Origin of the sequence: Flavobacterium celericrescens (assembly GCF_011392075.1) — a bacterium.
GTDB classification, from domain to species: Bacteria; Bacteroidota; Bacteroidia; order Flavobacteriales; family Flavobacteriaceae; genus Flavobacterium; species Flavobacterium celericrescens.
Genome location: NZ_JAAJBV010000001.1, coordinates 575,874 through 591,216, shown reverse-complemented (window position 1 = coordinate 591,216; position 15,343 = coordinate 575,874). Strand labels below are relative to the sequence as shown.

Annotated in this window: 7 protein-coding genes; 2 read left to right on the top strand and 5 right to left on the bottom strand. The window is 33.9% G+C overall.

The features are described from left to right. Both G4L40_RS02660 and G4L40_RS02655 read right to left on the bottom strand, forming a co-directional pair. On the bottom strand, window positions 1-2,728 hold a 2,728-nt coding region (locus G4L40_RS02660; protein WP_166235602.1), incomplete at its 3' end, for a reprolysin-like metallopeptidase. A gap of 132 nt (window positions 2,729-2,860) precedes the next feature. Further along, entirely contained in the window at window positions 2,861-9,616 is a 6,756-nt protein-coding gene (locus G4L40_RS02655; protein WP_166235601.1) for a choice-of-anchor D domain-containing protein, read from the bottom strand. Between the two features lie 122 nt (window positions 9,617-9,738). On the opposite strand from G4L40_RS02655, the gene G4L40_RS02650 reads away from it, so the two are divergent. Beyond that, a complete protein-coding gene (locus tag G4L40_RS02650) occupies window positions 9,739-10,218 on the top strand; it encodes a regulatory protein RecX (RefSeq protein WP_235922566.1) in 480 nt (159 codons plus the stop codon). A gap of 96 nt (window positions 10,219-10,314) precedes the next feature. After that, a complete protein-coding gene (gene thiL, locus G4L40_RS02645) occupies window positions 10,315-11,361 on the top strand; it encodes a thiamine-phosphate kinase (protein WP_166235600.1) in 1,047 nt (348 codons plus the stop codon). A 91-nt stretch (window positions 11,362-11,452) separates the two neighbouring features. Here the strand turns inward: thiL and G4L40_RS02640 are convergent, their stop codons facing one another. The 3 genes from G4L40_RS02640 to G4L40_RS02630 form a co-directional block, all read right to left on the bottom strand. Then, complete coding sequence (locus tag G4L40_RS02640; RefSeq protein ID WP_166235599.1) at window positions 11,453-13,732, bottom strand: cation:proton antiporter; 2,280 nt, start codon at window positions 13,730-13,732, stop codon at window positions 11,453-11,455. Between the two features lie 134 nt (window positions 13,733-13,866). Then, entirely contained in the window at window positions 13,867-14,580 is a 714-nt protein-coding gene (locus G4L40_RS02635; protein WP_166235598.1) for a LytR/AlgR family response regulator transcription factor, read from the bottom strand. Continuing rightward, window positions 14,567-15,295 (bottom strand): sensor histidine kinase, encoded by a 729-nt coding sequence (locus G4L40_RS02630; protein WP_166235597.1) that lies wholly within the window; start codon window positions 15,293-15,295, stop codon window positions 14,567-14,569. The genes G4L40_RS02635 and G4L40_RS02630 overlap by 14 nt, the downstream gene beginning before the upstream one ends. Between the last annotated feature and the right edge of the window lie 48 nt (window positions 15,296-15,343).

Sequence of the window (15,343 nt, the reverse complement as noted above, 5' to 3'; positions counted from 1 at the left end):
CAATGATGTTTCCTGAATTTACTGCTGCATTGTCTATTTGACGCAATGCTGCATTGTTATTAATGGTTAAGCTTCCGCCTGTGTTTACAGTAACGCTTCCACCTACTATTAAAGTATGACCCGCATTGAAAACTACATTGGCACCACTATTAACCGTTACCGAACAAGCTTCTAAATCTCCAGTAGAGGTGTAGTTACCCGCAAACGTTACTGCAACATTACGCAATGGCGCGCCATTACTCCACGAAGAACCATTCCATGTGGTGGAAATTGTACCACAAGCGATTGGAGTTTCAACAACTGAATTATAACATAATTGAATAGTAAAACTATCAACTGTTCCTGTTCTTGTATCTGTAGTAGCATCTGCTGCCGCGAAAATCCAATTCCCTGCTGAATTCAATCCATCAAAACCAGTTAATGATGCTAATGGTCTCATATTTCCAAAATTATTTGTAGTCCCACATCCAGCAGCGGTTGCAGATTCATCATCAAAAGTTCCGTTCAAATTTGTAATTGCATTTGCGCAACTACCACCTTGAAACAAATCTACATCTACACTTTGAGGACTTCTAACAAATGCATACACTTGATTTCTTCTAACATGAGTAATAGCCGTTGTAATATTGGCATCCGAAATTGTAAAACTATCTGGTATGTTAATTGACCATCCAGCATAACTCCCTTGTGGGATAGTACCTGTTGTTGGTGTTCCTGTATAAGAATTACATACTTGTGAAACAGCATATCCAATAGCGAAATTTGCAGTATTTATTGCATAAAAATCATTTGCAGTTGGTTCAATTAAAATTCTACAATATGGCGCAAATACGTTTGGAATAGTTACTGTTTGTGTTCCATCATTTGGAGTGTTAGCTAATAATGTAATTGGAAATGTTACTCCACCATCTGTTGATAATTTAATATTAACATTTGCTGCACCAGTCATTGTATTTGTACTATTTACAGTCCATGTTACCGTTTGTGTTGAAGCCTGAGGGTAATTTATTCCAGCTGTTGCCTGTGATGTTACTGTAAATGGCCCTTTAGTTGCATCAAAAGTTACAGCCGTATTTACACTTTCATTATTTCCTCCACCAGGTCTATTATCTCTAACAGTCATCCTAAAATTTAATGTTCTGGCAATTGTAGGAATTATCTCCCACATGTTTCCAGCAACTCCATTTGAAACGTGATCTGCCATTTTTGGAAAATAACGAGTTCCATTTAATTCGGGCATGTATGAACGAAAGTTTGCTCCATTCGTTTTAGTTCCTGAAGGGTAAGACGCTGCTGCACCAACAGTTGTTGCATCATCAACTTGTTCCCAACAATAGGTCAAAACATCTCCTGCATTTGCGTCTGTTGCTGTACCTACTAGTTTAAAAGCAGTACCTATTGGCAATGTTTTTGTAGCTACCGCTGAAGGAACTGGAACAGCATTTGCAATAGCGATATTTGTTTGACATGTTTTGCCTTTGATATTATTAGTTACTTGTTGAATTGAGCCTGCATGAAAAATAGCAATTGAATGAGCTGCTACATCTGTTGCTCCAGTAATACCCGCATAACCCATAATCGCTACACCAGAACCTGGCTCCATATTAACCGCATTATTTTCTGTACTAAAAGAAAATGTGTGATTTCCACCAAATTGATGTCCTAATTCATGAGCAACATAATCAACATCAAAATTATCTCCTTGAGGAATAGCATCTGCAGGAGACGTAATTCCACTCCCTTTTGATCCATTTACACAAACACATCCTATACAACCAGCATTACCTCCTCCTCCATCAGCTCCAAATAAATGTCCTACGTCATAATTTGCCTCTGTAATTACAGAAGTTAATGTTGCTTGCAATTCTGAATTCCAATTTGCCATACTTGCAGATGGAGAATATGGATCTGTTGTAGAGTTATAATAAATAACATTGTTATTTGTTGCAATAATTTGCATTGTTGCATTAAAATCCATTTCAAATATTCCGTTAACTCTCGTCATTGTTGCATTAAATGCAGCATTAACTAACGCTACTTGAGCTGAACTTGTTGCTCCAAAGTAGTTTGCATACTCGCCTGTACAAGAAAGCGCTAATCTAAATCTTCTCAATGTAGCATCATCGGCATTATTTAAAATTTCATTTCCACCTTTATTAATTTCTGGACCAAATTCCTTTACAGCTTCTTCTGTTGTACAAATAAAGTTTCCAGCTGCTTTTGTAGATTTTGCTCTATCAAATACAATTACTGTTTTGTAATCCATAGAAATAGGATCAATAATAAATGTTGTTTGCTCAGAACCAGAACGAATTATAGCGCTTAGACCGTTATAAGGTGATAAACTAAAACGGATAATTTTTGAAGGATCTTTTACTCCTTGACCAGCAAAAGAACGAATTTCAGGAAATTGCGCTTGAAGGCTTTCTTCAAAAGTTGACGCTTCGACAATTCTAAAATCTTCAAATTCCCCATTCGCAGAAGGAATAGACACAATTACTTCAGATACTCCAAAAAAGTTATCTCTATTGGGAACATTAACCAATTGTTTTTCGAATGTCTCATAATCAAATTCATACAACTTGTAATCCGTTGGTAAACTTGATCTTCTGATTTTTTCATGGGAAAAATTAAGTGATTTTTCTACTTGTTTCCAAGCTCTTTTTTCTTGTCCATACATAGATAATATAGCCAAGAAGAAAAACAATGATAGTATTGTTTTTTTCATAGTATTAGATTAGGGGGTTTTCTAAACACAAACATAATAAACTTATTTTAAATTACATAACATAGAATGAAATTTAAAATATAAAACCAGCTAGAATTTAGCTGGTTTTTTAAATATATGGTATTATTTTATTTAATAAATTGTCTTCTTAACAATTTTTTTACCGTTTTCTAACGTGATATAAATTATTAAAGCGCTGTTTGTTTTCAAAATAGAATTAAACTTAATATTATTCGAATCAATATTTTGTTCAGCAACTATTCTTCTTCCCAAGACATCAAATATTTCAACTTTTTGAATGATTTCATTAGTAGAAATAACTTCTATCATATCATTTGAAATTACATAAACAGTTTCATCAAAATTTTCAAAATCATCATTCCCTAGCGTTGTATTAGTATATCTTAAAACAAATCTATCATTAATTTGTCCTGCTATTGTAGTAAATGAATATGGATTTGCTCTTAAATCATGAATTATATTTAATAGCTTATCTTCTAAATAGATATCTTGACCTTGAGTAAATAACCCATCAACTTCTCCAATAGCAATTGTGTAGGTTCCAGCTGTTGAAATTTTAATTCCCATATCCACTTTATCGTTCACATCAAACGGAACTGATCTACCTTGAATTGCGAAAATATCATTATTTAATATTGAATAGAAATTTTGTCCGCTTTTATAATCTGTAATTGCATCAAACATTCTATCTCTGGCAGTTGTTGCGCCTGTAACATATGCTACTAAAGTTCTTGTAGTTTCATTTGTTGAACTAACCAAATCTAACCAAATTCCATGTCTTTCAGATGGAGCAATAGTTGTGTTTTTGTCTTCAGAACTCATTCTATAAAATTGACCATTTGAGTAATTTTTGTCTCGCATTGCATTATTAAACAAAGCTGTTGTTGATGTTGCAGCACCTGGATTCATTAAAACGAAGAATCCTTGACCACCTCCAACAACGCTTAGTGTTCCGGCTCCACTTGTTGCTCCAGAACCATTAATTGCAACATAATCAGCCGCAGTATAATTTGACACAAAATTGTTATAAAAAGGATCGGCTGTAGCACTACTAGGCAATGTACCATGAGTCCAAAGTCTTACAAAACCATCTAATTGTGGATTTGCTAATAAGAATGAATTAATACTTATTGCTGAAGGATATGGATTTCCTAACAAATTCCAATTATCATCAGTAGCTAATCGCATCACTCCATTTGGCCCTGCTGAGCCTGCTCCAATATCACTTCCTCTAGAAATTGCTGGAGTATAAATACCATTGTTTGGCACACCATTATTAAAATTAGCCACCCAGTTTTGGTTTACCGCATTACTAAAACCATTTGGTGCTCTCACAATAAACCCTTGACCTGCTGTCATCAATGAAGATGCATTTTGCCAATTTCCTTGACCTCCATTTGGATTTGCAACTGTTGGGTTCCATAACCAATGATAATAAGCTGGAGTTAATGGTGAAATACTATTTACATCAAATCCACTTACTGGAGAAGACCAATACACATAATCTTGAAGTTTTACTGAAGCTATTCGCTCATATGAAATATTTCCTGTATTAATTCCTAAATCATTAATTTGAACTAACGAGCCATTATTCAATACGTTTAATGTACCATTTACAGTGACATCATTTTGAATATTAAAATAACGTCCAGAAGTAATGGTTGCTGTAAACCCAGTATTTACTACAATACTACACGCATCAATATCTCCATTTGTTGTTGTATTATATGGACCATTAATTATTGCTAAAATTGTTAAGTTTGGAATTCCATTTGACCACGTTGTACCATTCCAAGTAGTTGATAATATTCTTAGTTGAGCTGCATCTGATGCTGCTGTACAGGTTCCATCTTGAATAACTGCGCAATAAAATTGATACCCATTGATGTTTCCTATAGCACCTGACAAATCTAATGTTGCAGTAGTAAATCCTGAAGCAGTAACACCTGCAAAAGAAACCGCATTAACAGCATTCCATCCTACAGCAACACCATCATTATAATACCATTGATATGTTAAAACACCAACACCTGAAGGGGTTGCAGTTACTGTAAAACTAGCAGTAGTTCCACAACCATTTACATCAGTTGGATTTGCAGTTACTGTTGGTAAATTATTTGGTAATGTGAACAATCCGATATCTGTACATGTTTCTGTTGAATTTAAAGTCCAATCACCTGCGTTATAAACAACAGACGGACCTGTCCCGCCAACATTTCTAGTAATTGTATATCCTATTTCATTCGGGCAATACACTACATCATGTTGTGCTCCATTTTTAGTTAATCTAATTTCATCATTTTCGTTAATTCCAGCACCAAGTGAAGTAAAATCATAAACAATAGTGCTACAAGGATTTGGTGAAGCATCACCTATTCGTAGTGTAAATACACTATACGGAGGCACAATTCCAGTTAAATCAATAGTTCTCGATGGAGTTACATCTCCGATATTTGCATAACGTTCTAATACATAATCCGTTCCAACTGCATCCAAATCAATTGCAACTGCTGTTGGATTATATAATTCCATATACCATCCATTCCCTCCATTTGAATCATAAACTTCAGAAATAATTAAATCTGTAAAAGCTGATGATGTACAAGACCCAGAGCTCTCAATTAATGTAAAGTTTGTAGCTGATTTAATTGAACATCCTCCTTCAATTAATGTTAGCTCTTGAATTACACCTGAAGCGGTTAAAGGAACTTCGACTAATAATGTTGTTGCATTTACATAAGTAACTACAGCTGCAATTCCATCAAAAGCAACTTGTGTTCCCGCTGTAAAACCAGTCCCTGTTATTGTTATTTCAGTAGCTGCTGGACCAGAAGTAGGAGTAAAGGAAACAATACTATGTGTTGGCACACATGAATTTATCACTTCAACTGTATAATCTTCTGTTGAACCATATGTAAATGTTCCACAAGGTGCAATTGTTGCTAATGTACCTGCTTCTCTTTGAACAATTCTCATTCTATAAAAACCTAAAGCCTGAGCTCCTGGTACTGTAATTGTGAAGTTTTGAATCACATTTCCAGCCGAAACAGCTACTAATGTTGTTCCTATTGTTTCATTTGCATCATCAAAATCTCCATCGCCATTCCAATCAATCCAAACACCTGCTGCACCATCATATTGAGTTCCATTACTACAATCTCCAAATTCAACACTTAAATTATATGACGCACCAACTTCTAAGTCAGCACTCATTGCTGTATAATTATTTACACCTGTAGTACAAACATCTGTTGTGTTATTAGAAATTGTATTATTTACCCCTACAAGAACAACGTTTTCTATTTCTGAGTCTAAATTAGATGTTGGACCTGAAGCACAATATGTCATAACTGGCGTACAAGTTACTTCAACCCCACTACTCCAGTTTAAATCATTTCTAGTAAAAATTTTAAATCTGTAGGTTGTTCCATTTGTCAAACCTGTAACAGTCACTGATGTTCCAGTATTTTTGTATACCGTAAACCCTCCATCAAAAGCAGAACCAGCTCCAAACAATGTGTTATCTGTATAAGCAGCTCCTGTTCCTGATGGAATTGCAGCTGTAAAAGTTCCATTTGTTGCAAAAACCAACACATTATCGCTACATCCTGTTGGAGCCGTCCAACTAATTGTTACCGATCCATTTTCACACACAGAAGTCATTGCACCAGTTACATTATTTGGTGTAGCGCTTTGTATTGTATGCGTACCACTTGCAAAGGCAGTTCCTGATTTATTACCTAATACAAATGTTAAATCAGCAGTTGTAATTGCATTAACCACTATTGTGTTTCCATCTGTAGAAGTACAAGGTATATCTGTTGTAATAAAGAAATAACCTGTTGTTCCTGCGTTTATAACCTGTGTGAAAGCTGTAAAAGTATGTGAACCAACTCCTAATGTAGCAGTTTCATTTTCAATATTGGAATCTACACCACTATTAAATATTGCGTCTGTTGAATACCATAATTTAAAATTGGTAATATTTGAAGCCGCATAAGTTCCAGATGTATTAAAAATCATATTATTAAGTGTTGCATTTGCACCTGTAACACTTAAATCAAAAGCATAGATAACATTATTAGTAGTTCCTTGTGTTATAGTTGATGCGGCTACAGCTGGATTTGCAGAATTTAAAACGATATTAGGTGTGATAAATCCATTTCCTTGAATTGAATAATTATAAGGATTTTCACTTGCATCATCATTTACTATTGATATTGTTGCATCTCTTAAACCAACCGCAGATGGATCAAAAGTTACTTGAAAAGTTGTTGAACTACCTGCAGCAACTGTTGCAGATGGTAAAGCGGTCACAGTAAAATCAGCTGAGTGAACACCTCCAATTGTAATAGCCCCAATATTTAATACCGCAGTTCCAATGTTTTGAATAGTAAATGTCTTAACAATAGTTCCACCCGCTACATCAGCTGAACCAAAAAAGGTATCATCTCCTGCTATTGGAGTTGCATCTCCATCAATAATTGTTACTGCATTTCCTTGTACATTGATTTCAGGCATTGCAGGCGCACATGAAGAAGAATGCATTCCTAAATCAGCAATATAATCCGTAGCATAACCTGTCCATTCTGTTGCTGGATTAAAAGCATCTGCTCCATTAGCATCTCCTATTTGAATGGCAAAATTTCTAATAATTGTGTTATCGGCAGTTGATTGATTTCCTGCACCCCATTCTGATCCTGGGTCAAGTCCTATTTGACCTACAATATCAATATTAACACCTGACTTTCTTAAAGCAATTGCATCATCCCCATTAAAAGTCATTCCTCCAGTTGTTTGATTAGACAATGCTAAAATAGCAGCAGAAGAAGCAGAATTACTAACCACATGAGTTCCATAAGCAGGTATTGTTCCAGATAAAGCAAAAGTTGCTGATACCGTTGCACTACCATTATTATAGTAAGCTAAATCATAGGTAGCTAAATTAATTGGAGCTGCTGTTGGATTATAAATTTCTATAACCTTATTATTGCTACTTCCTTCAATATATTCTGAAATAAATAAGTCAGCACAGTTTAGCACTGCTGCTGTTGCTGTTGCGGTAATAGCAAAATCATAAATTCCTTCATTGTTGTCGTTATTGATAATAGTAACAATATCATTAAAAGATCCAGCCACAGCACTATTAAAGGTAACTGTAAAAGTTGTTGAACTTCCTGCTGTAATAGTAGCTGGTAAAGTAATTCCACCTATTGTAAAAACTGAACCAGTTCCTAATGTAATATTTGAAACTGTTAAATTAGAATTTCCAGTATTTTGAATAGTGAATGTTTTAACAATATTAGTAGATACAACCACACTTCCAAAGTTTGTGTCATCTGCTAATATTGGTGTAGCGTCTCCATCTGAGATAGGAGTTGCATTACCTAAAAGATTAATTTCTGGAGCGGTAACTGTTAAAACTCCATTTACATTAGTAGTTCCATTCCAAAAACCACCATTATATCCTCCATAACGATAAGCACCCGTTCCTAACTGAAAACGAGAAGCATAATAATATGTTCCCGCAGGAAGAGCCGAACCAATTTCTAATTGAAACTCATCATTATTTCCTGATTGTACATTAAATGTTGCTGGCAACCATGTCCAAGCCGCTAAACTAGGATCATTATCTGTTGTGTTGTACCCTATCCAAGCTTGAATTCCTGAACCAGCACCAGCGGCTTCAGTAACACCAGGCTCATACACTTGAGCATAAACTGTAAATGGTGCGCCCGCAGCAATTGTTCCATTCGCAGGAAATTGCACATTACAATAATCAACTATAGATGGATTAACCGTTAAAACTCCATTTACATTGGTAGTTCCATCCCAAAAACCACCATTATATCCTCCATATCTGTATGGCCCACCATTTAATTGAAAACGAGAAGCATAATAATATGTCCCTGGTGTCAGTGGTGTACCAATATCAGCCATTAACTCATCATTATTTCCAACCTGAGTATTAAAAGTTGCCGGAATCCAAGTCCAACCAGCAGTACTAGGATCTGTATTTGAAGCGCTGTAACCTATCCAGCCAGAAATTCCTGTTCCTATACCAGCTGCTTCAGTAACTCCAAGTTCATAAGCTTGTGCATAGACGTTGAAAGCTCCTCCTTGTGTAATTGTACCATTTGGCGGAGATTGTAAATTACAATAGTCTACTGCATCTGTAATTATAGGGGCAAAAGTCGCTGTTAAACTTACATCATCAATACCAATTCCTTGAGAATTTCCTCCAGTAGTATTTAAATTCCATCTTAAATAAACATCCCCATTAGTAGGTATATTTAACCCTGTAATATTAAAAGCTGAAACATTTACAGTTAATCCTGGTGTAAAATTATAAGCGCTAGCACCTGTTGGCAATGATGCTGCAGCTACATTTCCTGCAGCAACTGCTGTCCATGTGCTACCATCTGTAGAATAATAAAATTGAACTGATGCAGCAGCAGTATTGGTTCTATATCGTTCTAAATTATACGAAACTGTTAACTGTGTAAGATTTGAAACATTAGTGTTTCTATAATACACCATTATACTATTTGGACTAGCATAACTACCTGAAGTCATTATTCCTAATGATCTATCGGTCGCTGCTGTATTTCCCCAATTATATCTTCCTCCTCCGGCAGGAGCCCCAGAAGAGGCTTGCAGATTAACTGCCGTAAAATTTCCTCCTGCTGCCCATGTAGGCGCTGCAGAACCAGCACCTGAAAATTTCCAACCCGTTGGCAAAGCTGCGGTTGCACTTGTTCCTAAAGAATTAAAATTTTCTACTATTGGTGTAGTATTTGGAATTGATATTTGTCCCCAGCTCAAAGCCGAGAATAATGTAGTAATCAGAAGTAATCTTATTTTCATAATTATATAGGGGGTATCTAATTATTGCCTCTTTTATTTAAAAAAAAGCTGGCTAATTTATGCAAATTTATTTGATAATCAGTATTTTTGTTAATAATCTTGCTTAAGAAATCGTTAAGAAATTGAAAAACAAAAACGCCGAAACTCTTTCCGTTCAACAAATACAAGGGAAACTGGAATATTATTGTGCTTACCAAGAACGCTGCTATAAAGAAGTTGAAGAAAAATTATATTCCTATAAAATTTCACCTTCCGAAAAAGAACAAATTTTAATTTATCTCATCGAAAATAATTTCATTAACGAAGAACGTTTTGCTCAAAGTTTCGTTCGCGGCAAACACAATTATAAATTTTGGGGTAAAAACCGCATTATAAATGAATTAAAGTTCAGAAATATCTCTTCTAAAATTATTGAAATTGCTTTAAAAGAAATCCCTGAAACAATCTATTTAGAAAATTTTCATGCAATAGCTGAAAAAAATTGGGAAAACAGTACTGAACGAAAAGGACAAAAGAAAAACAAAAAATTTGTTGACTTTTTATTGCGTAAAGGCTATGAAACCTCTCTGATTTATGACAAGTTGAATGAATTAGACAATTAGCCAATAAAGCAATGTACCAATTAAAATCATTGACTAATTGTCTAATTGGCGCATTGACACATTAACACTATCTTTGCAAAAAAAAGACGAATATCCATGTTAGAAAATAAAGACCAAGCCAAAACCAGTTTATCACAGTTAGGCGAATTTGGCTTAATTGATCATTTAACCAAACATTTTACAATTAATCAAGAATCCACTTTAAAAAGTATTGGTGATGATGCTGCTGTGTTGGATTTTGGTACAAAAAAAGCGGTAGTTTCAACAGATTTATTAGTTGAAGGTGTTCATTTTGATTTGGCCTATATGCCGTTACGTCATTTGGGCTACAAAGCAGTTGTGGCTAATCTTTCTGATATTTGTGCAATGAATGCTAAGCCAACACAAATTACCGTTTCAATAGCCGTTTCGAATCGTTTTCCGCTTGAAGCGCTAGAAGAATTATTTGATGGAATCACTATGGCATCAAAAGTATACAATGTAGATGTAATTGGTGGCGATACTACTTCTTCGCAAAAAGGATTAATCATTAGCATTACTGCAATTGGTGAAGCAAATCTAGATGATATTGTGTATAGAAATGGCGCTCAAGTTTCAGATTTATTAGTTGTTTCAGGTGATATTGGTGCGGCTTACATGGGATTGCAAGTATTAGAACGTGAAAAACAGGTTTTCCAAGTAAATCCAAACAACCAACCTGATTTAGAACCTTATACATACTTAATTGAGCGACAATTAAAACCTGAGGCGCGCAAAGACTTGAAAGAATTGTTTGAAAAATTAGAATTTAAACCAACATCAATGATTGATGTTTCTGACGGATTATCATCGGAAATTATGCATTTGTGCAAACAAAGTAATGTAGGTTGTAACATATATGAAGAAAAAATTCCAGTTGACCCACAGTTAATTAATGTATGCGAAGAATTTAATTTAGACATTACAACTATTGCTTTAAGTGGTGGCGAAGATTATGAATTGTTATTCACAATAAAAATGGAAGATTATGATAAAATCAAAGGCAATCCAAACTTTACAGTTATTGGTCACATGACGCAAGCTAGCGAAGGTATGCATTTGGTAACCAGAGCTAACACAAAAATTGAATTAAAAGCTAGAGGCTGGAATGCTTTGAGTGAGTAGTGTTCAGTAGTCTGTTTTTAGTATTCATAAAATATAAAACCTCAAATTTCATTTGAAATTTGAGGTTTTTTACTTAATAATCAACCTTAAACTATTCCTTTCCTTCTTGAATAATCAATGTAGAAGGTGTGCTTGACAACCAAGTACTTCTGGTTTCAACCAATTTTTTCCAACTATCTAAACTTACCACCATTAAATCTTGTGATTTTAAGAAATCTTTGTCTATTTTTTTATCGTTTAAAACAGCAATATGATTAGGTGTAACTTGTTCAATTGCTCTTATTTCTTCTTTTAATTCGATATTGTTTTTTACAATTTCTCTAACATCTAATATCGAAACTTGCGATTGATTATTATAGATTAATTTTTTAGCATATTGAATCAAGAAAATATCTTTTTCATCAAAAATCGGGATGAAAACAGTTCCTGCGTTTTCGAAATTTTTATCGATTAAAATCCCTAATGGAACTTCTGTTTTATTAATAATATAACGCGTTCGTTCATCAAAAACATCTTCTTCAAACAAGTTTTCTTTACCTGTAAATGTGTTTAATAATCGGTCTGGCGTAATGATTCGAGTGGTAAAACCTAAAATTTTACCCAACAAACTTCCTTCATAAATCGATTGTCCTAATCCAATTAACAACAAATCAAATTCACCTTGATTAGCTACTTTGCAAATATCAGCATCAATATCATTTGACACCTTAAAAAGTGTGGTTACATTAACATTCAGTTCTTGAGAAGTTGCTAAAATAGGTTCAAAACTATTTTTTTCATATTCGCCAATACTAAACTGATTCACTTCATTTGCATGCGACAAATGCATGGCTGTTAATAGTGAATTTTGTTCTTGCTTTTTTGTGAAAAAATGTGCTAAACGGGTTAGAACTTTTCCGTTATTGTTATCTCCGAAAGAAATTAAAACTTTAAATTTAGCTTGTTCAATAATCTTATCCGTAATTTCCGCAACAAATGAAGTTTTGAAAATTTTATCAATTAAACTCAAAGCTGGACCTGTCATAAAAGTGGTTACTAAAGCCATAATTACCATCATAGCAAAAACTTGTGGTGTTAAAACGCCTAAATCGAAACCAATATTTAAAACCACTAATTCCATTAAGCCTCGCGTGTTCATTAAGGCTCCAATAGTTAAACTATCTTTCCAATTTTGTCCAACGAATCGGGCGGCTAAAGCACTTCCTAAAAATTTACCCACAACGGCAACTAAAACAATAAATCCGGTAACTTTCCACAAATATGGATCATCAATTAATCCTATTTTTGTTCGTAAACCTGTAAAGACAAAAAACAAAGGCAGTAATAAAACGATAGAAACGTCTTCGATTTTTTCGATGAAAATATTTCTAAATTTCATATTATCTGGCATTATAATTCCTGCCATAAATGCCCCAAAAAGAGCATGAATTCCAATAACTTCTGTTGCATAAGACGAAATTAGAAGCGTTACAAAAAAAATCGCCACAACAGGTTTGCTCATTTTTTCTTGTGTAGCATACAAATCGCCCACTCGTTTTAAAAATGGTCTCACAAACTTTAACATCAAGAAAACATAAGCTACCGCAAGTAATATCACATAAATAGAACTTACAAAAGAGCCCGCTTTTACAATTGCAATTACAACCGCTAATAAACACCAAGCCGTAATATCGTCAGCCGCAGCACACGTAATCACCATAGCACCTAATTTGGTTTTATGTAAACCTCGTTCTTGAACAATTCGGGCTAAAACTGGAAAAGCAGTAATACTCATTGCAATTCCTATAAACAAAGCAAATGACAAAAATTGAACCCCTTCTGGTGCAAAAGAAGTATAAATGTAATACGCCAAACAAACTCCCAAAGCAAACGGAATAATTATACTAGCATGACTTATCACTACAGCGTCATGCGCTTTGTTTTTAAGCACTTTTAAATCCAATTCCATTCCTATTACAAACATGAAAAGAATTAAACCAATTTGACTTAAAAACTGCAAATTAGGCAAAGAAGCAACTGGAAATAATAATGCTGAAAATTCTGGAAAATAGTGTCCGAAAAAAGAAGGCCCAAGCATAATTCCGGCAACAATTTCTCCAATTACTGAAGGTTGTCCAATTTTACGACAAATCCAACCAAATAGCTTTGCTACTAAAATTATGGTGACAATTTGTGCTAACAAAATTGCTAATGGATGTTGTAAATTATGCGTTAGCGAATTGATAAAGTCTTGCCAATTGGAATTTCCAGATATTTTCTCTTGTACATTAACATCTTCAAGAATTTTTCCTTGTTTGAAAATCCAATACATTAGAAACGAGAAAAATCCGATAATGACAATATAGAAAATGCTGTTTTTGTAATTCTTCATACTTCTTGTTTTTTTGATTAGAATACTTTCAATATTCAATTACAAATTTCTAAATATTCTCTTTTGTAAAATCTGGATTGTAAAAAAGGAACTTGTTTATGTAATGAAAAAAGAAAAAAATGTAATGAAGCCACTTAGAAATTTTTCATTTTCTCTGAAAACTCAGCTTTATAACTATTCCCTATGGAAAGTACCATTTTTTTGTTTTGAAATACAATAGAAGTATCAATTTGATCAGCCGTAAAAAAAGTCACACAATGCAAACGAATTATTTCGTTTTTATTGATTTGACAATACGAATTTGAAGGTAATAAGTGCTTTAATTTTTCAAATGTAATGTTTTTCAAAGTAATGATTTGATTATCGTAAATCATTTGCTTGTCGCGACTATCAATTGCTGATGTTTGGATGTGCAAAATATTTTCAATTTGTAAAACCGCTTTTCCTTTTTCGGTTTGCCATTGAATGGTTTGAGCAATTGGTGCTATTTGTTCCTTACGCAATAGTGCTTTTTCTATGGCAACTTGCAAACGTTCTTTTTTTAATGGCTTAGTTAAATAATCAACAGCATTCAACTCAAAAGCTTCAACTGCAAATTCTTTGTAAGCCGTTGTGAACAAAATCATTTTCGATTGAATTAATTGTGCTACTTCTGTTCCTTTTAAACCTGGCATTTCGATATCGCAGATACATAAATCGTAATCTAATTTTTCTTGTTCTTTGATAAAAAGCAATGGGTCATTGAATGATTTTACGATTTCAATTTCAGGAATTTGTTCGCAGAGCAACTTCAAATAAGTCAACCCTGGAATTTCATCATCTAACAAAACACATTTAAGCTGTTGCATCTTTGAAATCTATTTTTAGTTGTGCTACATAGGAATCGCCATCAATTCCAATATTGAGTTTGTAGTTGTTTCCGTAAATTAACTTCAAGCGTTTTTCAAGATTTTGCAATCCGATACCGCTGTTTTCTTTTAGTAATTTAGGTTGCGAAGATATTTTATTGGAAACCGTAATCTTAAAATAAGCATTTCGACATTCTAAAACGATATTTATAAACGAATCCGAACTTTGAATATCAGCATGTTTAAATGCGTTTTCAATTAAATCCACTGTAATTAAGGGCGGAATTACTGGCTTGTTATAAAAGGAATCTTCAGTATCAATTTTTGTCTTTACTGACAATTCAAAAAGTGGACTTAACTTGATTTTATTGACTTCGATAAGTTGTTGTGTAAAATACAATTCGTCTTTTGGAGTGACTCTGTTTTTCTGACTTTCGTATAAAATATAATCCAAAACACCTGACATTTTATCAATGGCATAATAGGTTTGATACGCATGCGATTGAATCGAATTTAAAATATTTTTAAACAAATGCGGATTAAGTTTCGAGCTGATGTTTTCGAGTTCTAAAAACTTGGCCTTTTCATAAACTTCCGCATTTTGCTTTTGAAAGTCTTGAAGTGCTTGCATCAGTTTTCTATTGTGATTCCAAAGCCACAACAATCCTATGATTAATAGAATTAAAACAACACTATATACAATTATCCAATTCATACACTATTTTGAACAAAGTTAAAAAAATAAGACCTTCAAAAAGAAGGT